Annotated in this window: 21 protein-coding genes; 19 read left to right on the plus strand and 2 right to left on the minus strand. The window is 40.5% G+C overall.

The annotated features are described in order from the left end of the window. The first annotated feature begins 70 nt into the window (after positions 1–70). The 5 genes from L990_RS08490 to L990_RS08510 are packed head-to-tail and all read left to right on the plus strand — an operon-like array spanning position 71 to position 5,244. Complete coding sequence (locus tag L990_RS08490; RefSeq protein WP_047447656.1) at positions 71–1,060, plus strand: type 2 isopentenyl-diphosphate Delta-isomerase; 990 nt, start codon at positions 71–73, stop codon at positions 1,058–1,060. A 4-nt stretch (positions 1,061–1,064) separates the two neighbouring features. Further along, positions 1,065–2,360, plus strand: a complete 1,296-nt coding sequence (locus L990_RS08495) for a hypothetical protein (RefSeq protein WP_047447659.1) — start codon at positions 1,065–1,067, stop codon at positions 2,358–2,360. After that, complete coding sequence (locus L990_RS08500) at positions 2,344–3,258, plus strand: GYDIA family GHMP kinase (RefSeq protein WP_047447705.1); 915 nt, start codon at positions 2,344–2,346, stop codon at positions 3,256–3,258. Before L990_RS08495 ends, L990_RS08500 begins: the two co-directional genes overlap by 17 nt. Positions 3,259–3,268: 10 nt before the next feature. Then, positions 3,269–4,345, plus strand: coding sequence for a diphosphomevalonate/mevalonate 3,5-bisphosphate decarboxylase family protein (locus L990_RS08505; RefSeq protein ID WP_047447661.1), 1,077 nt, complete (start codon positions 3,269–3,271; stop codon positions 4,343–4,345). Then, the gene (locus tag L990_RS08510; protein WP_047447663.1) at positions 4,345–5,244 is read left to right on the plus strand and encodes a mevalonate kinase; all 900 of its coding nucleotides are present in this window, start codon (positions 4,345–4,347) and stop codon (positions 5,242–5,244) included. Before L990_RS08505 ends, L990_RS08510 begins: the two co-directional genes overlap by 1 nt. A 26-nt stretch (positions 5,245–5,270) precedes the next feature. Here L990_RS08510 and L990_RS08515 read toward each other — a convergent pair whose 3' ends face one another. Further along, positions 5,271–5,525, minus strand: a complete 255-nt coding sequence (locus tag L990_RS08515) for a SemiSWEET transporter (protein ID WP_047447665.1) — start codon at positions 5,523–5,525, stop codon at positions 5,271–5,273. A gap of 467 nt (positions 5,526–5,992) precedes the next feature. Between L990_RS08515 and L990_RS08520 the strand changes: the two genes are divergently transcribed. From L990_RS08520 to L990_RS08555, 8 genes are all read left to right on the plus strand, one after another. Beyond that, positions 5,993–6,703, plus strand: coding sequence for an FKBP-type peptidyl-prolyl cis-trans isomerase (locus tag L990_RS08520; RefSeq protein WP_052180860.1), 711 nt, complete (start codon positions 5,993–5,995; stop codon positions 6,701–6,703). Between the two features lie 98 nt (positions 6,704–6,801). Next, positions 6,802–7,533, plus strand: coding sequence for an FKBP-type peptidyl-prolyl cis-trans isomerase (locus L990_RS08525; protein WP_052180861.1), 732 nt, complete (start codon positions 6,802–6,804; stop codon positions 7,531–7,533). Positions 7,534–7,656: 123 nt separating this feature from the next. Continuing rightward, positions 7,657–8,094, plus strand: coding sequence for a peptidylprolyl isomerase (locus tag L990_RS08530; RefSeq protein ID WP_047447667.1), 438 nt, complete (start codon positions 7,657–7,659; stop codon positions 8,092–8,094). A 5-nt stretch (positions 8,095–8,099) separates the two neighbouring features. Then, positions 8,100–8,462 (plus strand): DUF3127 domain-containing protein, encoded by a 363-nt coding sequence (locus L990_RS08535; RefSeq protein WP_047447669.1) that lies wholly within the window; start codon positions 8,100–8,102, stop codon positions 8,460–8,462. A gap of 133 nt (positions 8,463–8,595) precedes the next feature. Then, positions 8,596–10,995 carry a TonB-dependent receptor gene (locus tag L990_RS08540; RefSeq protein WP_047447671.1) on the plus strand — a complete coding sequence of 800 codons (2,400 nt, stop codon included), beginning with the start codon at positions 8,596–8,598 and terminating at the stop codon, positions 10,993–10,995. Between the two features lie 11 nt (positions 10,996–11,006). Next, on the plus strand, positions 11,007–11,939 hold the full coding sequence (locus L990_RS08545; RefSeq protein ID WP_047447673.1) for a TIGR01777 family oxidoreductase: 933 nt from the start codon (positions 11,007–11,009) through the stop codon (positions 11,937–11,939). 130 nt (positions 11,940–12,069) lie between these two features. Beyond that, entirely contained in the window at positions 12,070–14,127 is a 2,058-nt protein-coding gene (locus tag L990_RS08550; protein ID WP_047447675.1) for an acetate--CoA ligase family protein, read from the plus strand. A 112-nt stretch (positions 14,128–14,239) separates the two neighbouring features. Further along, positions 14,240–16,552 carry a GAF domain-containing protein gene (locus L990_RS08555; RefSeq protein ID WP_047447677.1) on the plus strand — a complete coding sequence of 771 codons (2,313 nt, stop codon included), beginning with the start codon at positions 14,240–14,242 and terminating at the stop codon, positions 16,550–16,552. Between the two features lie 62 nt (positions 16,553–16,614). Here the strand turns inward: L990_RS08555 and L990_RS08560 are convergent, their stop codons facing one another. Continuing rightward, the gene (locus L990_RS08560; RefSeq protein WP_047447678.1) at positions 16,615–18,285 is read right to left on the minus strand and encodes a putative transporter; all 1,671 of its coding nucleotides are present in this window, start codon (positions 18,283–18,285) and stop codon (positions 16,615–16,617) included. Between the two features lie 318 nt (positions 18,286–18,603). On the opposite strand from L990_RS08560, the gene L990_RS08565 reads away from it, so the two are divergent. The 6 genes from L990_RS08565 (at position 18,604) to L990_RS08590 (ending at position 26,570) form a co-directional block, all read left to right on the plus strand. After that, entirely contained in the window at positions 18,604–19,551 is a 948-nt protein-coding gene (locus L990_RS08565) for an NAD(P)H-dependent flavin oxidoreductase (RefSeq protein WP_047447681.1), read from the plus strand. Between the two features lie 5 nt (positions 19,552–19,556). Beyond that, complete coding sequence (locus L990_RS08570) at positions 19,557–20,795, plus strand: M16 family metallopeptidase (protein WP_047447683.1); 1,239 nt, start codon at positions 19,557–19,559, stop codon at positions 20,793–20,795. 5 nt (positions 20,796–20,800) lie between these two features. Further along, positions 20,801–22,081: a M16 family metallopeptidase gene (locus L990_RS08575; RefSeq protein WP_052180862.1), complete on the plus strand. Its 1,281-nt coding sequence runs from the start codon at positions 20,801–20,803 to the stop codon at positions 22,079–22,081. Positions 22,082–22,173: 92 nt separating this feature from the next. Continuing rightward, complete coding sequence (locus L990_RS08580; RefSeq protein WP_231562267.1) at positions 22,174–24,474, plus strand: RelA/SpoT family protein; 2,301 nt, start codon at positions 22,174–22,176, stop codon at positions 24,472–24,474. A 109-nt stretch (positions 24,475–24,583) separates the two neighbouring features. Beyond that, a complete protein-coding gene (locus L990_RS08585) occupies positions 24,584–25,051 on the plus strand; it encodes a Fur family transcriptional regulator (protein ID WP_047447685.1) in 468 nt (155 codons plus the stop codon). Positions 25,052–25,304: 253 nt separating this feature from the next. Beyond that, the gene (locus L990_RS08590) at positions 25,305–26,570 is read left to right on the plus strand and encodes an adenylosuccinate synthase (RefSeq protein ID WP_047447688.1); all 1,266 of its coding nucleotides are present in this window, start codon (positions 25,305–25,307) and stop codon (positions 26,568–26,570) included. Positions 26,571–26,616: the final 46 nt, after the last annotated feature.

The raw sequence follows: 26,616 nt of genomic DNA on the forward strand, positions 1-26,616 counted from the left end.
ACTTTATAGAGGTAAATAGCAGGCTTCATTTCGCATATCTTTTCTATCTTGCTGTAAATTTTGTGGAATAATGGAAGAACGAAAAAAGGATCATATAGCACTAGCATTTCAATCGCAAACAGCTGCCGAATTCAATGACACTCGATTTAGCTACGAGCCAATGCTTGCAGCTCATCCAGTAGGGATGAATGCTGCAATATCCTTTCTAGGAAAAGAGCTGTTGGCTCCATTTTGGGTTTCTAGTATGACTGGAGGAACTGCACTAGCAAAGAAAATCAATCAAAATCTTGCTAGGGTATGCAACGAGTTTGGGCTTGGAATGGGGCTTGGATCTTGCCGAATTCTTTTAGATAATCCACAGCATTTACCCGATTTTGATGTAAGAGATATACTTGGGAATCACCTGCCTTTATATGCCAATATAGGTATTTGTCAACTTGAAGAGCTCATAGAAAGAAAGGAACTGCATAAAATTTCGGAGGTTGTTGAAAAGCTTCGAGCAGATGGTCTAATAGTTCATATCAATCCTTTTCAGGAGTGGTTTCAACCTGAGGGTGATCGAATTAAGCATCCTCCCGTTGATTCGATTAAATATCTGCTTGCAGAAGTTGATTACCCTATTATCGTGAAGGAGGTTGGACAAGGAATGGGGTATGAAAGCCTTTCTGAATTGTTGCGTTTGCCTCTTGCAGCGGTAGAATTTGCTGCTTTTGGAGGAACCAATTTTTCTAAGATGGAAATGCTCCGATCAAATACGCCAGAAAATGAGGTGCTGGCAGGATTAACAATGGTGGGCCACACTGCTGCTGAGATGGTTGAGATGGTTAACGATATTGCAATAAATGGACATATTGCTTGCAATCAGCTTATTATTTCTGGTGGTATTACTAACTTCTTGGATGGATACTATTTATTACAGAAATCTAATGTTCCGGCAGTAGTTGGGATGGCTTCGGCTTTCCTGAAATATGCAGATGACTACGAGCTGCTTAAGCGATTCGTCATTGCTCAGATTCGTGGCTATAGAATGGCCCAAACCTATCTAAAAATTAAGGAATAAATCAATGCCTGTTAGAAAAGAGGTGCTAGAAGGATTTTCTAAGCTATCATCGGAGGAGAAGCGCGAGGTTATTTCGGCTTTGTTTGACGATAAAGGGGTAAAAAAGGAATTCTACTCGTACTTGTATAACGATGAAGAGCTAAGGTCTGATTTTTTAGGCTTTAGTGAGAATACCATAAGTAGCTACCATTTACCCTATAATGTACTGCCAAATCTTTTATTAGATGCGGAGCTGCTTCATGTTCCAATGGTTACAGAAGAAAGTTCCGTAGTTGCTGCTGCAGCGGCTGCTGCTAAATTTTGGTTTAGCAATGGCGGTATCAAAACGGTAAGTTTAACCAATATAAAAGTAGGTCAGGTTCATTTTATTTCTGATTTAGAGCAATCCCGTCTATCGGAGCTAATAGCCGACAACTATGCAACTCTGAAGCATTCCGTTGCAGCGTATACTTCGCGAATGGAAAGTCGAGGTGGAGGTATTGTATCTATGCAACTACTCCCAACGGTTAACGAGCAGTATCAGCTTATGGTCGAGTTTAAAACGGCCAATTCAATGGGGGCTAATTTTATAAATACCTGCCTTGAAGAGCTTTCGTTGTCTCTTAAAGCGATAATTGAATCGGCTGGATTTACGTGCGATGTACTAATGTCTATTTTATCTAATTATACACCTAATTGTTGCGTAAAAGTTGCTGCTACAGCTCCGATTGCTGCTTTTGATGGGTTGGTTCGGGGAATGGACGCTAATGTATTTGCTGATCGTTTTAAACGAGCTGTAGATATTGCATCATCAGATATATATAGAGCGACTACTCATAATAAAGGTATAATGAATGGGGTAGATAGCGTTGTTATAGCTACAGGAAACGATTTTCGTGCTACAGAGGCTGCTGCTCATGCATATGCTTCGCGGAGTGGGAAATATGCGAGTTTATCTACCTGTAACCTCAGTGAAGGCTACTTTAACTTCGAGTTGGAACTTCCGTTGGCGTTGGGGGTTGTTGGAGGCTTAACGTCCTTGCATCCACTGGCAAAACGGTCTCTAGAACTTCTAGGAAATCCTAATGCCGAAAGGTTAATGTCGATTGCGGCTGCAGTTGGTATTGCCAGCAACTTTGCTGCGATTAAATCGTTAATAACGGATGGAATCCAGCAGGGGCATATGAAAATGCACCTTAATAACATATTAAAATCATATGGGGCTACGTTTGAAGAGGTCGAAAAAGCAAGGTTATGGTTTGCAAATCGAAAAGTATCTAACGTAGATGTAAAGAAATTTTTGGATGGACAGCGAGAATAGCTATTTTGCTCATGGGAAACTAATGCTTTTAGGAGAATTTTTTGTTCTTCGAGGCGCTAACTGTATTGCGGCTCCGTCTATTTATGGACAATCGCTAAAGGTTGTTTCTGATGACAGAAAGGAGACATTGAAATGGGAGGCTCTAATCGAAAATAAGCAATGGTTTTCAGCAGAGTATGATTTAAAGGAGTTTGAGGTTATATCAGCAAGCAACAACTTTTTGGCTGAAAGTTTTGCTCGATTAGCACGTGTTGTTCGAGAGTTGAATAGCCGTTTTTTGGAGAATGGAGCAGCTGTTACTACCAACTTAAACTTTCCTCAGAGTTGGGGCTTAGGAAGTAGCTCTACCATCATAAAGCTGCTTGCCGATTGGGCTGGTGTAGATCCTTTTGATATTCATTTTGCAACGTCTACCGGTTCTGGATACGACATTGCTAGCGCAATTGCCAATAAGCCCATTGTATATCAGAGTGTAAATGAAGAGCCAAAATTTTATGAAATAGAGCTCCCAGATGTGGTAAAACAGAGCTGTTACTTTATATATTTGGGGAAGAAACAAAACTCACAGAGGTCAGTTAAACTTTTTCTGCAGCGAGGCCAGCAAGATTTGCCCGTTGAAAGGATGAATGAGCTAGCATCAGAATTTATAAATTCGACATCGGTTAAAGGTATTTGCAGCATAATGAGCGAGCATGACAGGTTGCTGTCTCCTATTTTGGACTTGAAACGGGTTAAGGACGTTATGTTTAAGGATTTTGAAGGAGAGGTTAAGTCGTTAGGAGCTTGGGGAGGCGATTTTGTTATGGCTTGTACGGAAAATGATGCTGAATATGTGAGCCGCTATTTCAAAAACAAAGGATTAGATACCGTTTTGACTTATAAAAAATTGCTTCTTTAAAACAGCCAACATGAACTTTTACTTAAACACTCTAAGCTTTTTGCCAATCAATCTTGCGGAACCATTTACCGTAAGTTGGACGGCTCCATCTAATATTGCGTTTGTTAAGTATTGGGGCAAACATGGGAAACAGCTCCCTTGTAATGCATCCCTCAGCTTTAGCCTTCGGGAATCTAGAACAACAACTAAGATTGTGTTTACTCCTGCCAAGGAACTAAAAGTATCACTCGACTTTGAAGGAGCCGAAAATGAAAAGTTTAGGGAACGATTGGAGAAATTCTTTAAAGGGTTGGGAGAGGTTACCCATTTTTTTAAAAGCATAGATATCTGCATTAGCAGCTCTAATACATTTCCTCATTCTGCGGGAATTGCATCATCGGCTTCGTCGTTGGCATCCATTGCGCTCTGCGTGTCGAGCCTTATTTACCATGTGACACAAAAGGATGTTGATGATGGTTTCTATAAGCTTGCCTCGTATTTTGCTCGTTTAGGTTCAGGAAGTGCTGCGCGCTCGGTGTTTGGTGGGTATAGCGTATGGGGACATACCAATATTCTGGCATCAAACGATGAATTTGCCGTGCCATTTAAGTCGTATGATCCTATTTTTCATGATATCCAGGATGCGATTCTTCTGATTTCCGAATCTGAGAAACGTATTGGTAGCTCTATTGGCCATAACCTAATGTCGAAAAATCCGTTTGCCGATATTAGGTATGCAAATGCACAGAAAAATCTGAACAAGCTTGCTGATACCATGAAAACGGGAAACCTTAAGCAGTTTTTTGAGGTTATTGAGCAGGAGGCCTTGGAGCTACATGCTATGATGATGGTTTCAAATCCACCATACTTGCTATTAGAGCCAAACTCCATTTTGATTATTAATAAGATTAAGGAATTTAGAGAAAATACTGGTTTAAATTTGGGATTTACGATAGATGCAGGTCCCAATATTCACCTTCTATATTTTGAGAAAGACAAGGAAGAGGTACTTCCTTTTATTGAGTCACTTCGTCAATACTGCGAAAGGGGTAGAATTATTTTTGATGGATTGGGTAATGGACCCGTTATCAATCACATGACAACATAATGAGAGACGGGAGGAGATTTAGCTCAAAGCTGTTACTATTTGGCGAGTATGGCATAATATTAGGATCAAAAGCTCTTTGTTTACCTTTTTCAAACTATTCTGGAGTTTTGAGGTTAAGTAACGGCTTAGATAATGAATATGCCATATCTTCTAACCTTAGTATTCGTAGACTATTTGAATACATACGGAAGGATAGTACTCTTACACCTCTTTTCGACATACCTGCACTTGAAAGAGATCTTAATAGGGGCCTTTTTTTTGACTCTTCAATACCTGAAGGATATGGAATAGGCAGCTCAGGTGCTCTTTGTGCTGCACTTTACGATCGCTATTGTATTGTAAAAGAAGAAGATATTTTTCAGTTAAAAAGCCATCTTGGACGATTAGAAGCTCTATTTCATGGTAAAAGTTCGGGTATTGATCCGCTTGTATCTTATCTTGATACCTCTCTAATTGTAGACGATAATAATCAGGTACGTTCGGCTAATTTAAATTTCAGCTTGCAAGCAGTTAAGTTTTTTTTGGTTGATACTGGTATAAAAAGAAGTTCAAACAATTTAATATCCAATTTTATTGGATACATGCAATCTGCAGAGAATGTTGAATCAAAGCAGAGCCTGATTGACCTTACTAACAAATGCGTTGATAATATTGCATCTGGGGTTGATGTTAGAGATACGCTAACACTTCTTTCTGATTTTCAGTTAAGATGTATGCATTCTTTAATTCCTCCACATTTGCATCAGCTATGGAAAGAGGGGATAACATCGGGTAGCTATTGCCTAAAAATTTGTGGTGCTGGCGGAGGAGGCTTTCTGGTCGGTATCACAAGCAAACCTGACTATGTTCGTGATACGTTTGCAGAAAGTAACCTCAATACGTTATTTTTCAAGATGTAACTTTTGAATGCAAATTTACACTTCTACTATTTCCTTCTAATGGATTTCACTTTTAAGTAGAGTATTGTAAGTGATGGGATTAGTGTAATGAAATTGGCAAGAATAAGTGGAATGTCTTGTTTTATAACTCCATAAATAAACCACATAAAGACTCCAAAGCAAAGGATTGAGTACATTGTTAGAGAAATACTCGAAACATTTTTTGTCTTAATAGCCATTATTGCTTGAGGAAAAAATGCGAAGGTTGTGCAAAATGCAGCTATATAGCCAATGTATTCCATTTTTTGTTTCGAATATAGGTGTTTTATGCATTACAATTTGTCTGTTTGTAGTTTTTAAGGATGTGGATTTCTTTCGGATGATGCTTATATCGTTAGGTCTAGGTATTCTTTTATTTGTGCCGTATAATCAATGAAGGCAAACAGTGTCAAAATTCTATGGCTTTTCATCAAAAACGATATAGCATATGTCTGCATGGATAAAAATGGGGCAATTACTGAGAATAGGAATCTAAAATAGTTTGAATTAAAAGTCATCGAGCACAATAAATATTGCTTCAACTCAGTTAATATAGGTGCTCATCTGAAAAGTTTTTCATTGAGCTGTTACTGGTTGGTGGCTAATTCTTTATAGTATAAAATGGAGTAATACTTAAAAAAAAGGATTCATTTTTTCATTTTGTAACATAGAATTGACCATCAATAGAAATAATAGAGTATTTTCGCTAAAAAATTTAATTAACGCAATTATGAAGTTTAGAGTTGTAATTCTATCGACTGTTGTTGCAGCATTTTTGCTTTCTTCATGTGGTAAGGGAGGCGGAAAATTTGCTAACTTAAACGATTCTGCTAGCTACGCTTTTGGTTTAAGCATTGGACGTAACCTAGAAACCTACCATGCAAAGAATATTGATTACAAAATTCTTGCACAAGCTGTTGAAGACGTATTAAGTGGCGACACTTCAAAGGTAAAAATGAATGATCAAGTGGCTATGACCATCATTCAGAGCTACTTTACCAAGCTTCAAAAAGAAACTGCAGATAACAACTTGAAAGAAGGTAAAGAATTCTTAGAAAAGAATAAAAAGGAATCTGGGGTTGTAACTACACCAGAAGGTCTACAATATAAGATTGAATCTGCTGGTGACGCTGCTGTAAAGGCAACACCTTCGGATACCGTTGTTGTAAACTATACAGGAAAGTTCCTTGATGGTAAGGAGTTTGACTCATCTAAGAAAAACGGCATGCCTGCTCGTTTTGTTCTTGGTGGTGTGATTCCTGGATGGACTCAAGGTCTTCAGCTAATTGGTAAGGGTGGTAAGATTAAACTTTTCATACCTGCTAACCTTGCTTATGGCGAAAGAGGTGCTGGTGGTGTTATTCCAGCAAACGCTACTCTTATTTTTGAAGTAGAACTTCTTGACGTTATTAAGGGTAAAGCGGCTCCTGCTACAAAGTAATTCTTAAAAATGTTATAAAGGTGGCTGTCTTCATGAAAATGTCGACAGCCATTTTATTTTTGCTCCCGCCAAATTTTGATTAAGTAAAAAGTTGTAAAATGACTAAAGTTGTATTTATACTAGGGGCTGCTGCTGCATTTGCTTGCATAGCAGTGAGTGCGCCTGCACAAAAGTTGAAGAAGAGCGCAGCTACTGCTCAGCCTGCTAAGGTAGTTTTAAAAAACCACCAGGATTCGGTTAACTATGCGATAGGGATGTCGATGGGTAGAACTCTTTTGCAATTCAAGATTAAGCATGTAGATGAGGTGTTGGTTGGAAAAGGAATTGGCAATATGCTCAGCGAAAAAGAGTCTAATATGCTGATGACAGAGGGTAAAGCGATGGAGCTTGTTCAAAATTATTTTATGGAAATGAGAAATAATGAAGGAGCAGCCGCTTTAAAAGAAGGAAATGCATTTCTTGAAAATAATAGAACAAAGCCTGGCGTAGTTGTTTTACCTAGTGGACTACAATATAAAATTGTTGCAGCAGGTGATATCAATGCAAAACCAACATCTCAAGATACTGTTGTGGTGCATTACAGAGGAACATTAATCGATGGAAAAGAGTTTGATTCTTCCTATAAACGTAAGCAACCTCTAACATTCCCTCTTAATCAGGTTATCAAAGGATGGACCGAAGGCGTGCAGCTTATAGGCAAAGGAGGACGAATTATCCTTTATATTCCATCTAACTTGGCCTATGGAGAAAGAGGTGCAGGTAAGGATATTCCAGGAAATGCTGCTTTAATATTTGAAATAGAGCTGATTGATATCAATCCTCATAGTTAACAATACGGTAACTGTTTTAAAATTTACGCAAAGGCTATCCCATTTTTAAGATGGTTGTAGCCTTTTTTATCTCTAATTCCACCTTATTGTTTACCTTTGTAGCCAAATATAAAACGTTGTACAATGAGAACAGCAGCAATTCATACTGAAAAAGGAGTAATGAAGGTTAACTTCTTCGAAGAAGATGCTCCAAACACTGTTGAGAACTTTTGTAAGCTAGCAAAGTCTGGCTTTTACGATGGTTTGACTTTTCACCGTGTAATTCCAAATTTTGTAATTCAAGGTGGATGTCCTATTGGTACTGGTGTTGGTGGTCCTGGTTATTCTATTAAGTGCGAAACAAGTGGTAACAACCAATATCACGATAGGGGTGTTCTTTCAATGGCTCATGCTGGTAAGGATACCGGAGGTTCTCAGTTCTTTATTTGCCATGGTCGTCAAAATACGCAGCACTTAGACCGCCGACATACTGTTTTTGGCAAGGTATATGAAGGCTTAGAGGTGATTGACGATATTCGTCAGGGAGATAAGATTACTAAGATTGAAATTTTTGAAGAATAGTACTAATGGCGTTAGAAATTTCTGGACGATTACTAAAGTTGTTGCCCGAGCAACGTGGCAATGGAAAGAATGGAGAATGGGTAAAGCAAGATTTTGTTATCGAAACTACCGAACAGTATCCTAAAAAAGTTTGCCTATCTGCATGGGGCGATAAGGTTGCCGATTTGCACCGAGTTAATGTTGGCGATATGCTAACCGTTAGCTTCAATGTTGAATCGAGAGAGTACAACGAAAGGTGGTACACGGATATCAGAGCTTGGCGTATTAGCGCAAATTCTGGAGGTGCGCCAGCAGGTATGCCTCCAATGCCTGGCGAAATTCCTCCGCCAGCAGATTCAATGGAAGGTAACGAAGATCTCCCATTCTAAATAAACTTATACTGAAGCCCTTGCCAACTAGCATAGGGCTTTTTTATTTTATATCGATGAATTTGAACTGGCGTTCCCGTGTCTATAAAACAATTGCTTCCATTTGCTGTTTGAGCTTCAAAAGACGTTATCTATGAAAAAAATATTGGCTATTTGCCTTTTGTTTGTTGCAATTAGTTCCTTGGGACAAAATAATGCAATTGTCAAGGGACGTATATATAACATAAAAAATGGGGAACCGATTCCTTTTGCAACAGTTGGTGTCTGGGGAACCAAGCAAGGTACAACTGCGGATGAAAAGGGGCGTTATGAGCTTAAAGGAATAAAATCAGGTTATACTCAACTTTATGTTTCAGCAGTTGGTTTTAAGCCTGTTATTTCTGGCGAAGTTTTAGCAACTAACGCTAAAGGAGCTGTTTTAGATGTGCCAATGGAGGAAACTGCTGTAAATATTGGTGAGGTTACAGTAAGGGCTAATAGCTTTAGAAAAAGTATTGAAAGCCCTCTTAGCCTATCAAGAATTGGGATAGAGGAAATAGAAAAAAATCCAGGGGGAAATAGGGATATTTCAAAGGTAATTCAGTCTTTTCCGGGGGTCTCCTCCGCTGCCGCATTTCGAAATGACCTAATTGTACGTGGTGGTGGACCTAGCGAGAATAAGTTTTATTTGGATGGAGTCGAAGTTCCTACCATTAATCACTTTTCGACTCAAGGTGCTTCTGGAGGGCCTGTTGGGGTTATTAACGTTGATTTTATTCGTGAAGTAAATTTCTATTCAGGAGCATTCCCTGCAGCTACTAGCGATGCCCTTAGCTCTGTTCTTGATTTTAGAATGATTGATGGTAATAAGGATAAGCTTAAGTTTAGAGCAACTGTTGGGGCTTCAGATTTGGGGTTAACCGTTGATGGCCCTCTTTCTCAGAAAACCACTTTCATAGCATCTGTTCGTCGAAGCTACCTTCAGCTACTATTTAAAACTCTAAAATTGCCCTTTCTGCCAACCTACAATGATGTCCAGTTTAAGTTGAAATCAAAAATTGATGATAAAAACGAAATTCTATTTATAGGTTTAGGAGCATATGATGTGAATAGGCTTAATACTCGCCTTAAAAAGCCCAATGATGAGCAGCAATTTATACTAAATAGTCTTCCCGAAAATGATCAATGGAATTACACTTTGGGAACGGTATTTAAGCATTATCGCACTAAAGGAGTTGACACATGGGTGCTAAGTAGGTCTCAGTTTTATAATAAAGCCTATAAATACCCGAATAATAATGAAGCAGCCCCCAAAATACTAGATTACTCTTCAACAGAAATAAAAAATAAGCTGCGTTATGAGCATACCAATATTCTTTCAGGTTTTAAAATAGGTTGGGGAGCGAATGTAGGTTTAGAAGAATACCAAAATTCGACCTTTCAGCTTGGTTATAAAAGTGGTGCACCTTCTGTTACCGATTTTCATAGCTACTTCAATCTATGCAGCTATGGTGCATTCTTTAATATTTCGAGAAATTATTTAGATGAAAAGCTTGCTCTTTCTTTAGGAGTAAGAGCTGATGGGAATAGCTACTCGTCTTCTATGAGCAATCCATTAGAGCAAATTTCACCTCGTTTTTCGTTGAGTTATAATATTTTCAATGGACTATTTGTTAATTTTAATGCAGGTAGATACTACCAAATGCCTCCTTTGACATCTCTTGGGTATGAAGATGGCAATGGATATTTAATTAACAAGGAAAATGGCTTAAAATACATACAGTCTGATCACATTGTGGCAGGGTTAGAATATCGGCCTACTGAAAAGGATAAGTTAACCCTAGAGGGATTTTACAAGGTGTACAAGAACTATCTATTTTCGGTAGTTGACTCCGTTTCAATTGCGAGCAAAGGAGGTGATTACGGTGTTTTTGGAAACGAAGAGCTACTTTCTACAGCGCAGGGGCACTCATATGGCATTGAACTCATGTATCGCACGAAAGATTTTTACGGATTCAACTTAGTTGGCGCTTATACCCTATTTTGGAGTAGGACTAAGAATTTTAGTCTAAAAAGTGGAAGCAAGAGTTGGATCCCAACATCATGGGATAACCGAAATATTATAACGATAACTGGATCTCGCAAGTTCGGCAAAAATTGGGAAGCGGGGGTAAAATGGAGATACCTTGGAGGTAGCCCATATACCCCATACGATTTAAATAAGTCGAGTATAAAAGAGGCATACGATGCAATTGGAGGTTTGTATTACGACTACTCTCAATTTAATGAGGCTAGGTTATCTTCCTATCAGCAGCTCGATTTGAGGATTGATAAAACATACTATTTGAAAAAATGGTCAATGAATTTCTATGTAGACATCCAGAATGTGCTGAACTTTAAGGTTAAGCGTGCCAATATTTATATCCCAGAACTTGGAGCCGATGGAAAGCCAGTAGTAATACCAGGTACTCCGGATAGGTATAAGTTGAAAGAAATTAAAACAGATGGATCGGGCACTATTCTTCCAACAATTGGTGTAATTTTAGATTTCTAAAATGGTGCGTTATGAGAGTTACAATATTGGGAGGGACGGGCTTTATTGGCTCGAACTTGGCCCATAAATTGGCATTGGAGGGATACGATGTTGAAGTACTAACCCGTAATCCTCATATTTGCTCAATAACCTTTAATCATCCAAAGATATTTTGCTCCCCTTGGAATGGATTTTCAGATGCTGATTTAACTCCATTTGTAGAGGGAGCCGACGTGGTTGTCAATTTGATAGGAGAGGGAATTGCTACTAAAAGATGGACATCTGCCCGTAAGCGCGAAATATTGCAATCTAGAGTCATTGCTACAACAGCGTTGGCCAATGCAATTAGTATGGCTTACAGGAAACCCAAAATTGTTATCCAAGGATCTGCAGTTGGCTTTTATGGCTATGAATATTTAGGTGCTGATCCAGCAGACGAGTTTTCAGAAAAGGGAAATGGGTTTCTTGCTGATGTATGTCAAAAATGGGAAGATTCTATACTCCCGATTGAAGGTTTGGTTGAGCGGCTAGTAATTGTCCGAACAGGCGTTGTTTTGGGGCATGGCGGTTTTTTGACAAGATTGATGCAGCCGTTTAAATTCGGAATCGGTGGTAAAATAGGAGATGGTTTGCAACCTTTTCCGTGGATTCATCGAGACGATGTGGCCTACTCAATTATTTGGATAATAAAAAATAGCACGGCACGAGGAGTTTTTAACTTGGTTTCGCCTGAATACGCCTGCTACTTAGATTTTGTAAAAGCATTTGGGAAAGCCCTTAATAGGCCTACGGTGTTTTGCACTCCAACTTTTGCATTAAAATCCCTTTTTGGTGAAGAAATGGTAAATGAGATATTGCTCGGCGGGAGAGAAGTTGTACCTCGTCGGTTAAAAGAGTTTGGATATGTTTTTAAGTATCCGAACCTAGAAGATGCATTGAAATCGATAGTAAAGGGAGATGTGTAATCTCCTTTTTTTATGTTGGCTTGCTTATATTTTGTAGCTAAAAATGAATGTTTTTCTAAATATTCGAATGTTTTTGCGTATGTATTTAAATATTTTGTAACTTTTCCGCATAAAAAATAAAACATTCCAAATGATAACTAGTCAACTTTTAAACCCTAAAAGCATTGTAGTTGTAGGGGGAAGTGATGATATTCAAAAGCCTGGAGGTAAGGTACTAAGAAATCTTTTAGATGGAAGCTTCTCTGGCAATTTATACGTTGTTAATCCTAAGGCCGACAATGTTCAAGGAGTAAGAACTTTTGCTGCTGTAGAGGATTTACCGCAGGTTGATATGGCTATTTTAGCTATAGCTGCCAAGTTTTGCCCAAATGCCGTTCGCGAATTAGCAGAAAAAAAGAATACCAAAGCTTTCATTATTTTGTCTGCTGGATTTCATGAGGAAAGTGAAGAAGGCGCTTTGTTGGAGAATGAAATTGTTGATATCATAAATGCTAATGGAGCTTGCTTAATTGGACCAAATTGCGTTGGCGTTATGAATTCTAACTACCAAGGTGTATTTACCACTCCAATTCCAAAGTTTGATCCACAAGGGATTGATTTTGTCTCTGGATCAGGTGCTACAGCCGTATTTATAATGGAATCTGGGATACCCAATGGTCTAAAATTTTCAAGTGTTTATTCAGTTGGAAATAGCGCTCAAATGGGGGTCGAGGAGATTATCAAATACCTCGATGAAAGCTATGAAGAAGGAGTAAGCTCTAAGGTTAAGCTAATATATATAGAGAGTATCAACAAGCCAGATATGCTACTTAAGCATGCCTCTTCGTTAATTTCGAAGGGCTGTAAAATTGCAGCTATTAAGTCTGGATGCTCAGAGGCTGGTAGCCGCGCTGCATCTTCGCATACTGGTGCACTTGCCAGTCCTGATGTTGCTGTCGATGCGCTTTTCCGTAAGGCTGGTATTGTTCGTTGCTATGGACGCGAGGAGTTAGCGACTGTAGCTGGCATCTTTATGCATCCAGAGTTAAAGGGAAAAAACATAGCGGTGATAACCCACGCTGGTGGACCTGCTGTGATGCTTACAGATGTTCTTTCAAATAACGGATTAAATGTTCCTGCCATTGAAGGACCAAAAGCCGATGAATTGCTTGGGAAACTTTTTGCTGGATCATCAGTTGCCAATCCCATAGACTTTTTGGCTACAGGAACCGCTCAGCAGCTAGGCGACATTATTGACGCATGCGATAATGATTTTGATAATATAGATGCGATGGCCGTTATCTTTGGCAGTCCAGGCCTATTTCCTGTATACGATGTGTATGATGTTCTGGATAAGAAGATGAAGGAATGCAAAAAGCCGATATATCCAATTCTACCCAGTGTTGTCAACGTCGGAGATGAGATCAAGGAATTTTTATCTAAAGGCCGTGTAAATTTCCCTGATGAGGTAGTTTTCGGAGCGGCGTTAGCGAAGGTACACGCTACCCCCAAACCTGCAGAACTTGATGGCAATTCGCTTAATTTGGATGTTAAAGCAATTCGACAAATTGTAGACGAAGCAGAAAATGGCTACCTATCTCCTGAAAAGGTACAGGTGCTCTTGGATGCAGCAGGGGTTGCTAGAGCAAAAGAGATGGTCGTTGATACGGAAGCTGGCTGTATTGCTGCGGTAAAAGAAATAGGTTTCCCAATTGTAATGAAAGTAGTAGGCCCTGTTCATAAGTCGGATGTTGGCGGTGTTGTTCTTAACGTAAATAGCGAAGAGGTTGCCAAAACCGAATTTAACCGTATGATGAAGATTAAAGATACTACAGCTATACTTCTTCAGCCAATGCTTACTGGTACGCAGCTATTTGTGGGAGCAAAACAGGAAGGGGCTTTTGGCCATCTTGTTTTCTGTGGATTAGGAGGAATCTTTATCGAGGTACTTAAGGATGTTACTTCGGGTTTAGCTCCAATTGGTAATACAGAGGCTCTAAGCATGATTCGTAGCCTTAAATCCTATAAGATTATAGAAGGTGCTCGAGGGCAGGAGCCTGTTAACGAGGCATTATACGCTAAAGTTATCGAAAGGGTCTCTGAACTATGCAAAATTGCTCCCGAAATTTTTGAAATGGATATCAATCCGCTTCTGGGTAGCAAAGATAAGGTAGTTGCTGTTGATGCAAGAATTAGAATAGAAAAATAGAAAAGGCGGGGATTTCCCGCTTTTTTTACATATTTCCAAAATAAAAACCTTAAAAACAACTAGTAACTATTAAAAAAATTATTTTTGGGACTACAAACTACGACATATTAAAATGAATATTAACCTTAACCTTAATCGATCAATAAGGCAGAAGATTCAACTCTACATTTTGGGCTCTGTTGTTATTGTTTACTTAATTGTATTTGGATTTATAAGCGTTTCTAATCGTAAAGCGGCATTTGATCAGACTGCCAAATTAATATCTTCTTATTCGGATCGGTATGCTGGTGAAATTGGCTCCAACTTGAACTCCGACATGTCCGCACTTCGGACGCTGGCTAGCACCTCTATTATAAATGAAAATGTGGGGATTCCTGCTTTCATGGATTTGAAAAATGACATGATTAGAAGCACCTTTAAGGCAAACCCAAACGTTTACTCATTTTGGGATAGCTGGGAGTACTCCTACATTAAACCTGGTTGGAGTAAAGACTGTGGAAGGGTTGCTTTTACCATTTGGACAGAAGGAGGACAAACGAAGGAGTCAATTACAGAAAGAAGTTTGGACGGAGACCCCGAGATCTATGCTCACCAAAAAGTACTTAAAAAGGAGAATGCCTTCGAACCGTACATGGACGTTTTTGCAGCAGGCAAAGCCGAGGCGCAAATGATGACAAGCCTTGCAGTGCCGTTACTCCGTAATGGAAAGTTCGTTGGACTAATGGCGGAAGATGTAACTCTTAACCAGTTTCAAAAGCTACTTGAAGGAATAAAGCCACTCCCTGATGCAGAAGCAATGCTGATTTCTCAAAATGGAATTATAGCAGGTTTTCCTAATAAGGAGATGCTAAGCAAAAAGGTAATTGCGCTTTTGGGGAAGGATTGTGATGTTCAGGTTTTGGATAGCATAAAAAATGGTAAGCGATTCTCTTTTATTGCCAACGATTCGCTGGGAGTGGAGCGCTACTTTGCTTTTTCTCCTATCGCAATTGGGCGTGATGGAGACACTTGGTCGCTAGGTATATCAGTTCCCGTTTCAACTATATACCAGCAAACCAATAGAAACTTCATGATTTCCATTTTGGTCGGTCTTTTGGGCTTGGCGCTAATTTGGATTATCAATTTAATACTATCAACAAGCATAACGAACCCAATTAAGCAACTTACCAGCTTGCTACACAGGATGGCCAGGGGAGAGGTATCGCAGAATATGAAGGTTAACGTGCAGACTCATGATGAGCTTGGAGACATGAGTAAGGCTCTTAATCAAACGCTCGATAGCCTTATCCAAAAGGAGCATTTCGCCAATCAAATAGGAAAGGGAGACTTAAACGTAGATTTAACCTTAATGAGCGAAGATGATATCCTAGGGAAATCGTTGCTACGCATGCGTAACGACCTAAAGAAGGCTAAAGATGAGGATGAAATTCGTCAAGTAAATGATGATAGAAGAAGATGGGCTGCCGAAACTATCGCCAAAATAAACGACATCATTCGCTACAACAACCACGATATTGACTTGCTTTGCAAAACACTGGTAAAGGAGGTTGTGTATTCTGTTGATGCTAACCAAGGAGGAATTTTCCTTTTAAATGAGGATAATGAAATAGATGTAAGCTACGATTTAGTTGCCGCCTTTGCCTATAATAGGCATAAGCTAATGAAGCGTAGTTTCAAGCCAGGCGAAGGCCTTATTGGTACCTGTATTGCCGAAAAGGAACCGGTTTACCTAACCGAACTTCCTAACGACTTTGTTGAGATAACCTCTGGCTTAGGTGGTGCTAACCCCAAGAATATTCTCATTGTTCCATTTGTACATGATAGCAAAGTACTAGGAGTACTCGAAATAGCCTCGTTTAAACTTTTTGCCGAGTACGAGCGAGAAGTTATCTTGAAAATTGCCGATAGTTTTGCTTCTGCCATATCGTTTGCCAAAACGGGCTCGATGACTCAAAGATTGCTTGAGCAGTCTAAAATTCAGGCTGAGATGATGGCCGCGCAGGAGGAGGAAATGCGCCAAAATTTGGAGGAATTACGCTCGACCCAAGAGGAGTCGCTGCGTCAGCATACCGAGCAAGAAGGGCTTATTGAGGCTATCAGCAAGTCGGTACTTTGGACAGAGTACGATCTAAATGGTAAAATCGTAAATGTTAGCGATAAGGTAGTGCAAAAGATGGGAATTTCTAAAGATAAGCTACTAGGTTCGGATGCGCTACAGGATTATTTATCCACAGGTAAAGATAAAGATTCGTTTACCCATCTATGGAATAACGTTCGTTTGGGAGCAGCGCAAAGGGTGGTGAGCCATCGTAAGGATGGACTATCTAGCGCTACCGTGATCGATACGTATACACCAATTCGTGTGGATAACGAAACGCGTAAAATCATCAAAGTTTCGTACGACATAACAGAATCTATGAACTAGCTTCTAGAAGTATAAAGTAAAGGCGGCATTTCTTTCGAGATGCCGCCTTTATTTTAGTTCATCTACATAAAAATAAGCAGTATTAGCTGAGCTAACACAACCCGGATAAACATACAAAGCGGATAAACGGTAGCATATGACACAGAAGGAACGTCGCTATCGACAACTGTGTTTGCGTAGTTTAGAGCCATTGGGTTGGCCATGCTTCCGCAAAGCATGCCGCTAACAGTGGCATAATCCATCCTCTTAACTAAAAGGGCAAATGCGCCTACAAGAAGAACGGGAAGTACGGTTAGCGTGAATCCGATGCCTAGCCAAATAAGTCCCTCCGCACGAAAAACGGTTTCGAAGAAATGGGTACCCGCATCTAACCCTAAACAAGCTAAGTAAAGGCTAATTCCAACACCTCGAAGCATTAGGTTAGCACTTTTGGTGGTGTAGGTTACAATATGAAATCTCGGTCCAAATGCCCCCATCAGTATCCCGACCACAATGGGGCCTCCAGCTAATCCTAACTTAATAGGCAGCGATACACCTGGAATATTTATGGGAATAGAGCCGAGCACAAGTCCAAGCACAATGCCAATAAATATGGCTACCAGATTGGGTTCGTGGAGCCTCTTTATACGATTTCCCAACTCGGTTTCTACTGATTGAATAGACTTTTGGTTGCCAACAACGGTAACCTTATCTCCCATCTGTAGGGTTAAATCTGGCGTGGCCAGCAGATCAATACCCGAACGGTGTACGCGGGTAATATTTACTCCAAAGCGGTTGCGTAGCTTTAGCTGCGAGAGTTTCTTTCCATTAATAGCCGAGCGAGTAATCACGATGCGCTGCGAAACTAGCTGTGAATCTATAGAATTCCAGTCAATATCGTTCTTATTCCAGTCATATTCAATCTCTTTTCCAAAAAGAGTGGTGAGCGCTTTCACTTCTTTAGGATCAGTAATTACCAGAATTTTATCGCCTTTGTGGAGTATGGTTTCGGAATTGGGTATAGTCACCTCATCGCCATGCCATACTCGCGATATAACAAACTTTTTGGTGATAATAGAGGCAACCTCTTCGATGCTTTTTTCGTATATGGCAGGGTTCGATATGCTGAAACTCACAATAAAGGTCTCTGTGCTGGTTTCCTCGCTGCCGCTATTATGCTGCTTTAACGAGCCTACTTTTTTTAGAAGAATGAGACCTATGATAACCCCAACAACGCCCAAGGGATAGGTAACGGCACATCCCAATGCTAGGTTCGGTTGTGAGGCTGCCGAGTCTACGGCTAGCTGCTTTAGCGTTTGTTGGGCTGCTCCCAGCGCAGGTGTATTGGTAACTGCCCCGCAAAAAATTCCCGTCATCTCGGGAAGCGAGATGTTGGTCGTAAAGTAGAAGCCCAGCATCATGAGCGTACCTACAAATACTACGGCTAGTGCCAACATGTTCAACTTTATGCCGCCTTTAAAAAACGAGGCAAAAAAGGATGGCCCCACCTGTAATCCTAGCGCATATACAAAGAGGATTAGCCCAAAACTTTCGGCGTAGTTAAGCGTATCAGGATCGATGGATAGCCCTAGATGCCCCCCAAATATGCCAACAAAAAAAACGAAAGTTACCCCTAAAGAAACTCCTAAGACCTTAATTTGCCCCAGTAAAAGGCCCAAGGCGATGATGGTGGATAGAAGTACGACTGCCTGAATTACCGAGTGATTGATGAAGAGATTCTCAAACCATTCCATTTACCTGCTGTATTTGTTTGTTTGCTCAATTTATAGGTTGACGGGTAGCCGCAGGGCTACTTGTCAAATATTTAACAAAAAAAAGAAAAAAAAGAGCACGGGCGACAGGTGGTTTTGATTTCATGTCTTTTATTTGGTTAACAAGTCTGGTATGCTCTTTTTAGCAAGTTATAACTTGATGTTAGCCCCATTTGTTTAAGTGCAATCCATCAAAATAACATTAGAGGATGCGAGCGTTTAAATTCTGTTTAACACCAGTATTGCTACCGATTAACTATCTAAATGATTAACTTCGCACTTCCAATTTAAAAACGAAAAATGAACAATAGGATAACTTCACTTTTTAACATTCAGTACCCCATAATTCAGGGTGGTATGGTATGGTGCAGCGGCTGGCGATTAGCTGTTGCGGTTTCTGAGGCGGGCGGATTAGGTCTTTTGGGAGCTGGATCGATGCATCCCGAAATGCTACGGGAGCACATTCAGAAGGCAAAAGCCAATACTACCAAGCCTTTTGGGGTCAATGTGCCGCTACTTTACCCCGAGATTGAGAAAATCATGAGCATTATCATTGAAGAGGGTGTGAAGATTGTATTTACATCAGCCGGAAATCCTAAAACATGGACAAAAATTTTAAAGGATAAGGGGATTACTGTCGTACACGTGGTCTCAAGTTCCAAATTTGCAAAAAAATGCGAAGATGCGGGTGTTGATGCAGTGGTAGCCGAAGGTTTCGAAGCAGGAGGGCACAATGGACGTGAGGAGACAACGACGCTAACCTTGATTCCTCAGGTGCGCAAGGCTATTTCGCTTCCTCTTATTGCTGCTGGAGGTATTGGATCGGGTAGCGGTATGATGGCAGCGATGGCTCTTGGTGCAGATGGAGTACAGTTGGGTACCGTATTTGCGCTATCTCAGGAGTCATCTGCTCACGAAGCCTTTAAAACGCACTCGACCTCGCTTGAGGAAGGAGATACCATGCTTAGCCTAAAGAAGATTGGGGCTACTCGACTTATAAAAAACGATTTCTATCAAAAGGTTACCGAACTTGAAGATCGTGGAGCTTCGGCTGACGAACTTAAAGCTCTATTGGGGAAGGGACGGGCTAAAAAAGGAATGTTTGAAGGAGACCTAGTAGAGGGGGAACTCGAAATTGGACAGATTGCCTCTTTGGTAAAAGAAATCAAACCTGTTAAGCAAATCGTCGACGAGATTGTTACAGAGTTTGGGCAGGTTAGAGCTGCCATTTCGTCCATTAACTTTTAAGTTTGATGATAGATTTTTCGAAGTATACGCTATCAAATGGGCTGACGGTTATCGCGCATCGCGATGGGTCGTCGCCCATTGCAGCCTTTAACCTGCTGTACAAGGTGGGGGCTCGCAACGAGAATCCGAACCGTACAGGTTTTGCCCACCTTTTTGAGCACCTGATGTTTAGTGGCTCCAAGAATGCACCTTCGTTCGACGATCCGCTACAGATGGCTGGAGGAGAGAATAATGCCTTTACCAACAACGATTATACCAACTACTACGAAACGCTCCCCAAAGAGAATATAGAAACAGCTTTTTGGCTCGAGTCGGATCGTATGTTTGGGTTGAACATCAACGAGCAAAGTCTCAGTGTTCAGAAAAACGTGGTTACAGAGGAGTTCAACCAGCGCTATTTGAACCAGCCTTACGGCGATATTTGGCTACTACTTCGATCTTTGGCGTATCAGGTACATCCGTACCAATGGCCAACCATTGGCAAAGAAATTTCACACATCACCAACGCCACGCTGACAGAAGTTACTGATTTTTACAACAAATTTTATAGCCCCAATAATGCCATACTAAGCGTTGTTGGCGACTTTGACGAGCGCTATATCTTCGAGATGGCCAATAAGTGGTTTGGAGACATCCCTGCACAGTATATGGGTGATGATCTCATTCCACAAGAGCCCATCCAAACTGAGTTAAGGGAGCTGGAGGTAGAGCGCGATGTGCCAACATCGGCTCTCTATAAGGTGTATCATATGTGCGATAGGCTAGACTCTCGCTATTACGCTACTGATATGCTCTCAGATATTCTTTCCAATGGTAAATCGGCTCGTATGTACCGGAGTTTGGTACAGGATCAGCGTCTATTTACCGAGGTTAATGCCTACCTTACTGGTGATGTCGATCCTGGACTATTTGTTTTCTCTGGTAAACTCAGCAAAGGTGTATCCTTTGAGCAGGCTGAAAAGGCTATAGCTACGGAAGTGGACAAATTGCTTTCCGAAAAAATATCGGAATATGAGTTGGAGAAGGTGAAGAATAAATACGAAACATCGATTGTGTTTGGTGAAACCAGCATTCTTAATAAGGGAATGAACTTGGGCTACTATCAAATGCTTGGAGATGCTGCCATGATAAATACCGAAGTTGATAAGTATCGATCTGTAGCTGCCGAGGAGCTGATTGATGTTGCATCCAAACTCCTTGTTGATAGCAACTCTTCAACCTTACGTTACATCGCTAAAAAGTAGATGGTATGCTAAATAGAGCAATTCAGCCTGGTTTTTCGCTACCAAATAGGCTCGAAATTCCTACGCCTCAAAAATATTTTACTTCCGATGGACGAGAAGTCCTTTGGTTAAATATAGGAACGCAGAACATTGTTCGCATTACGCTTCAATTTCCTGCAGGAACGAAGTATCAGTCTAAGAGCCTACAGGCATCATCAACCGTTGGGTTAATGCCAGAAGGAACCAACCGCTTTAGTGCGCAAGAAATCGCGGAAAAACTAGACTTTTACGGATCGCATGTCGATTACAGCATTGATCGCGATCATGCCATGGTGTCTGCCTTTTGTTTGGATAAATACCTCGATGCAACCTTAGAGGTTCTTCAAGAAATTATCCTTTCCCCTACTTACAGCGATCAGGAGTTTGAAACCTACTGCCAAAAGCGCAAAAATTCGCTAAGCATCGAAAAACGGAAGGTAATGTACGTCGCTCGCGAACAGCAGGCTGCCGCTTTGTATGGAAGCGATCATCCGTATGGTTCATTTGCTGAAGAGTCGGATTATGATGCACTTACTGCATCTGATTTAAAAAATTACCATCGAGAACGATTCCTTTCTCAGGGAGCATTGCTGTTCGTTTCTGGGTTGGTTAATGAAGACATTGTGTCTAAAGTTGCTATTGCGTTTGATCCGGTAATTCGTCGTAATAGCTTTGACAGTAATGAACTTGACTTGTCCAATCTTCCCGAGCCTAACACTATTTATATCCCCAAGGATGATGCCGTACAGTCTGCCATAAGGGTTGGGAGAGTGCTTTTCTCTCGTAGCCATCCAGACTACTCGGGCATGCATGTGCTAACAACAGTGTTAGGTGGGTACTTTGGTTCTCGGCTTATGAATAATATAAGGGAAGAGAAGGGATATACCTACGGAATATTCTCATCGCTTGTAGCTCTGCAGGAGAGCGGCTACCTTACCATTTCAACAGAGGTTGGCTGCGCAGTTACCGATGCAACGTTAGCTGAAATAAAGAAGGAGATGGAAATTCTTCGCTCTGAAAAAGTGGATGAAACGGAGCTGTCTCTGGTCGTAAACTATCTGGTGGGAGAGATGCTGCGTATGCTAGACGGGCCCTTTGGAATTGTTGATGCGATACTAGATTTATACCAGTCTGGCCTTCCTATCGATTTTATTGCAGAACATTTCAATCGAGTGAAGAATATTACTTCAGACGAGCTACTTTTGCTTGCTCAGAAGCACCTAAATCCATCCGACTTCACAGAAGTCGTTGTCGGTAAAAAAGGGTAACTATTGAGTACCGATACTCAGGATTTTTTATATATTGAATTATAATTGAGATGCAGATGCATAGGCATCTTTTTGAATAGAGGGTAACATAGATGGCAAAGGCGGACACAACAGGCGATATGTATCGGAAGGAACAGGAAATGGTAAACGAGCGTTTCGAAGAGATGCTCAGTAGTCGAGTGCGCGATATTGCTTCTGAAAATTTAGAGTTAATTCGCAAAGCATTTGCATTTGCCGACGATGCGCACCGAGGGGTTAGGCGTAAGTCGGGAGAACCTTACATTCTACATCCGATAGCAGTTGCCCGCATTGTTGCTCACGAAATTGGACTTGGCGCAAAATCAATTTGTGCAGCTCTACTTCATGATGTTGTGGAAGATACCGAATATACTGTTGATGATATTTCCCATCGCTTTGGCCCCAAAATAGCCTCAATGGTCGATGGGCTGACTAAGATATCCGGTGTTTTTGATCAGAACTCCTCCATTCAGGCTGAGAATTTTCGTAAAATGCTGCTAACCATTACCGATGATATTCGCGTAATAATAATAAAGCTAGCAGATCGCCTTCATAATATGCGCACCCTCGATTCTATGCCTGCGCATAAACAAATGAAGATTGCCAGCGAAACGATCTACCTTTTTGCGCCTCTTGCTCATCGTTTAGGGCTCTACTCAATAAAAACAGAACTTGAGGATTTAAGCCTGAAATATCGCTTCCCCGAAGCGTATAACGGAATTTTGCGGAAAATAGAGGAATCGGAAGCCAATCGGCATCAGTTTATTCAGCTATTTACCCAACCAATAATAGAAAAGCTCCACGAAAGCAATATTGAGTACGATTTAAGTAGCCGTCTGAAATCTATCTACTCCATTTGGAAGAAGATGCAGGTAAAAAAGGTTCCCTTTAAGGAGATTTACGACCTGTTTGCTATTAGAATTGTTTTTGAACCTTCTCCAGGTATTCCAGAAAGAGCGCAATGCTGGCATATCTACTCCATTATTACAGAACTGTACAAACCAAAGCAGGATAGACTCAGAGATTGGGTGAGTAGCCCCAAAGCCAATGGCTACGAAGCACTGCACTGTACCGTAATGGGACCTTTTGGCACTTGGGTAGAAGTGCAAATTCGTTCTCAAAGGATGAATGATATAGCCGAATTAGGATTTGCTGCCCATTGGAAGTATAAGGAAAACGTACAGTCTATTGCTGATCGCGAATCGGAACTAGACAAGTGGATTCGTAGAATTAGAGAGTTGCTTGAAGACCCAAAAAATGATGCCATTGAGTTTCTCGAAGATTTTAAATTGAATCTTTTTGGTGCCGAAATAATAGTTTTTACGCCCAAAGGCGAGGAGAAAGTTATGCCTCAGCATGCTACCGCTCTCGACTTTGCTTTCGAAATCCACTCAGAGATAGGAAATCATGCCATCGGAGCAAAAGTAAACCACAAGTTGGTGCCTTTAAACTACGTGCTTAGTAGTGGAGATCAGGTCGAAATTCTAACGGCAAACAACCAAAAACCGCAAAGTGAATGGCTTAGCTTTGTATCAACCGCAAAGGCAAAAACATACATAAAAAGCGCCTTGAAGGCTGAAGTCAAAAATAGAACAGCCAAAGGGATGGAAATTTTAAATGCAAAGCTTCAGGAAATTGGGCTTACATCAAGTTCACGCATTTTAAACAAACTTCTTCCAGCCTACCAAGTTCATACTAAAGAGGAATTTTACAGTAAAATAGGAGCGGGCATTATAAACCTAAACGATATAAAAAAGATCTTAAAGCAAAATACGCCCAACCGTTTTGTGAGATACTGGAATATTACGTTTGGCGGACTTGTTCGGTTAAATACGCCCTCTGGACCATCCTCTGCTCCTGCTGATGAACATGAAATTCAGGATAAGCCAGCTATAGACAAGAAGAAGCCATTTCTTTTAGAAGAGAGCGTAGTTGATGATACAGCAACTCTTTCCTACGTTAGGGCAGAATGCTGTAAACCAATTCCCGGAGATGATGTAATAGGATATCTAGACGATAAAGATGACGTTGTTATACATAAAAAGGGATGTCCGGAAGCAATAAGGCTTTCGGCACAGCACGGCAACCGCATCATCGATGCAAAATGGTCGGTTCATAAGTTAATGTCTTTTTTGAGTAGGATAGAAATCCGCGGTATTGATCGAATAGGGGTTGTAAGCGATGTTGCAAAGGTGGTTTCGGAGCATTTCAATGTAAATATGCGTCGATTTAGTATCGAAAGCCACGATGGAATTTTTGAAGGCTCCATGGATTTATACGTGCACAATAGAACAGACCTAAACAACTTGATTCTAGGGCTCATGAAAGTTAAAGGTGTTGATACCATTAATAGGGTAGAAAAGGTAGAAGAATAACCTCATTTCAATAAAAAACACCCATTTTAGCCTATAAGTAGGTTTAAAATTTTGATTTTTAATAAATCTAAATAAATTTGTAGCCTATAATATCCGTAAATGTAACAATATGATTTGCGTCGATTCTCGCGAAACTGTAAAAAAGATATTTACCGATTACCTCGAAAAAAGAGGGCATCGCAAAACTCCTGAGCGCTTTGCGATTTTGGATGAAATCTACTCCCGCGAAGGCCATTTTGATGTGGAAACGCTTTATATCCACATGAAAAATAAAAACTATCGGGTAAGCAGGGCTACGCTCTATAACACCATAGAGCTTTTGCTTGAATGTGGCTTGGTTACCAAGCATCAGTTCGGCAAAAACTTGGCTCAATTCGAAAAAGCGTTTGAATGCAGCCAGCACGACCATCTAATTTGCTTGGAATGCGGAGATGTTATCGAATTCTGTGACCCGCGAATTCAGGAAATTCAGGATACTGCTGGACGGCTGATGGACTTCAAAATAGCCTACCATTCGCTTTATTTTTACGGCTTATGCCAAAAATGTAAAAATAAGAAGAGCAACGATCTTGCCTAAGTAATGCCTTACGGCATTTACCATAAAAATTCTTTTCAATTCAAACCATCTAGAAAAGAGGTGCAAACATTGTTTGTTCCTCTTTTTCTGTTTTTTGAAAGATGAAAATTTATAATCATTAACATGGTTGGATTGCGTAAATTTATAACTTTACGAACTGGAAAAATGAACAACTGCAACCCGCATTCCTTTTCGCAATTTGCGTTTGGGTGTGCGGGTTACATCTGAAGTAAAAAATTTAATGCTTTTTCTGATGAAAGTAGATGTGGTTCTAGGTCTTCAGTGGGGAGACGAAGGTAAAGGTAAGGTGGTTGATGTGCTTACACCAAACTATGAGGTGATTGCGCGCTTCCAAGGTGGTCCTAACGCTGGTCACTCTTTGGAATTCAACGATTCTAAATTTGTACTTCACACCATTCCTTCAGGTATCTTCCACGATACAATTAACGTAATTGGTAACGGAGTTGTTATCGATCCCGTTATCCTTTCTGAAGAAATAGAGCAGCTTGAATCGACAGGTGCCGATTTGACCAACAAGCTTGTAATATCTAAAAAGGCGCACCTAATTCTGCCAACTCACCGCATCTTGGATGCAGCATCGGAAGCGGCAAAAGGTAAGGACAAGATAGGATCAACCCTTAAAGGGATTGGACCAACCTACATGGACAAAACAGGGAGAAATGGGTTGCGCATTGGTGATACCATTGCTCCTAGCTACATGCAGAAGTACGATGCCCTAAAACAAAAGCATCTATCGCTACTTAAGCACTACGATTTTCAATTTGACGTTGCTGAGTACGAGCAAAAATGGTTTGCTGCAATTGAAAATTTGAAACGATTCAAATTTATCGATAGCGAACATGTAATTAACCAATACTTAAAAGACGAAAAGACAATCTTGGCTGAAGGAGCTCAAGGTGCTTTACTTGATATAGATTTTGGATCTTACCCCTTTGTAACATCATCAAACACTATTTGTGCTGGTGCATGTACTGGACTAGGGATTGCTCCAACTCGTATTGGCGAAGTTTATGGTATCTTTAAAGCTTACTGTACGCGCGTTGGCAGTGGACCATTCCCAACAGAATTGGAAGACGAGGTTGGTGAGGAAATCCGCAAAATTGGACGAGAATTTGGTGCAACAACAGGAAGACCAAGAAGAACTGGATGGCTCGACCTTGTTGCATTGAAATATGCCGTAATGCTTAATGGGGTTACTGGCTTTATCATGACGAAAGCAGATGTCCTTGATACATTTGATTCAATTAAAGTAGCCGTGCGCTATAAGGTAAGAGGCGAAGAAGTCGACTATACTCCTTATGAAATAGACGAACCAATAGAGCCCGTATATAAAGAATTTAAGGGATGGAAGACTGACATTTCCAACAGTAAATCGTACGACGAACTTCCTGTAGAGTTGAAGGATTATATTAAATTTATAGAGGAAGAAACAGGAGTTCCAATTAAGATTGTTTCTGTGGGACCAGATCGAGAAGCCACCATTGTTAGGTCGTTGTAGAGATCTCTAAAGATTATAAAAAAGGGGACTGAATTGAAATTCAGTC

Origin of the sequence: Alistipes sp. ZOR0009, assembly GCF_000798815.1 — a bacterium.
Lineage (GTDB): Bacteria > Bacteroidota > Bacteroidia > Bacteroidales > ZOR0009 > Acetobacteroides.

Coding starts and splice junctions, on each gene's coding strand:
- L990_RS08585 (WP_047447685.1), top strand. CDS start 24,584: ATGATTTGCGTCGATTCTCGCGAAACTGTAAAAAAGATATTTACCGAT.
- L990_RS08510 (WP_047447663.1), top strand. CDS start 4,345: ATGAGAGACGGGAGGAGATTTAGCTCAAAGCTGTTACTATTTGGCGAG.
- L990_RS08555 (WP_047447677.1), top strand. CDS start 14,240: ATGAATATTAACCTTAACCTTAATCGATCAATAAGGCAGAAGATTCAA.
- L990_RS08515 (WP_047447665.1), bottom strand. CDS start 5,525: ATGGAATACATTGGCTATATAGCTGCATTTTGCACAACCTTCGCATTT.
- L990_RS08565 (WP_047447681.1), top strand. CDS start 18,604: ATGAACAATAGGATAACTTCACTTTTTAACATTCAGTACCCCATAATT.
- L990_RS08575 (WP_052180862.1), top strand. CDS start 20,801: ATGCTAAATAGAGCAATTCAGCCTGGTTTTTCGCTACCAAATAGGCTC.
- L990_RS08580 (WP_231562267.1), top strand. CDS start 22,174: ATGGCAAAGGCGGACACAACAGGCGATATGTATCGGAAGGAACAGGAA.
- L990_RS08570 (WP_047447683.1), top strand. CDS start 19,557: ATGATAGATTTTTCGAAGTATACGCTATCAAATGGGCTGACGGTTATC.
- L990_RS08535 (WP_047447669.1), top strand. CDS start 8,100: ATGGCGTTAGAAATTTCTGGACGATTACTAAAGTTGTTGCCCGAGCAA.
- L990_RS08540 (WP_047447671.1), top strand. CDS start 8,596: ATGAAAAAAATATTGGCTATTTGCCTTTTGTTTGTTGCAATTAGTTCC.
- L990_RS08520 (WP_052180860.1), top strand. CDS start 5,993: ATGAAGTTTAGAGTTGTAATTCTATCGACTGTTGTTGCAGCATTTTTG.
- L990_RS08560 (WP_047447678.1), bottom strand. CDS start 18,285: ATGGAATGGTTTGAGAATCTCTTCATCAATCACTCGGTAATTCAGGCA.
- L990_RS08490 (WP_047447656.1), top strand. CDS start 71: ATGGAAGAACGAAAAAAGGATCATATAGCACTAGCATTTCAATCGCAA.
- L990_RS08545 (WP_047447673.1), top strand. CDS start 11,007: ATGAGAGTTACAATATTGGGAGGGACGGGCTTTATTGGCTCGAACTTG.
- L990_RS08495 (WP_047447659.1), top strand. CDS start 1,065: ATGCCTGTTAGAAAAGAGGTGCTAGAAGGATTTTCTAAGCTATCATCG.
- L990_RS08525 (WP_052180861.1), top strand. CDS start 6,802: ATGACTAAAGTTGTATTTATACTAGGGGCTGCTGCTGCATTTGCTTGC.
- L990_RS08500 (WP_047447705.1), top strand. CDS start 2,344: ATGGACAGCGAGAATAGCTATTTTGCTCATGGGAAACTAATGCTTTTA.
- L990_RS08530 (WP_047447667.1), top strand. CDS start 7,657: ATGAGAACAGCAGCAATTCATACTGAAAAAGGAGTAATGAAGGTTAAC.
- L990_RS08550 (WP_047447675.1), top strand. CDS start 12,070: ATGATAACTAGTCAACTTTTAAACCCTAAAAGCATTGTAGTTGTAGGG.
- L990_RS08590 (WP_047447688.1), top strand. CDS start 25,305: ATGAAAGTAGATGTGGTTCTAGGTCTTCAGTGGGGAGACGAAGGTAAA.
- L990_RS08505 (WP_047447661.1), top strand. CDS start 3,269: ATGAACTTTTACTTAAACACTCTAAGCTTTTTGCCAATCAATCTTGCG.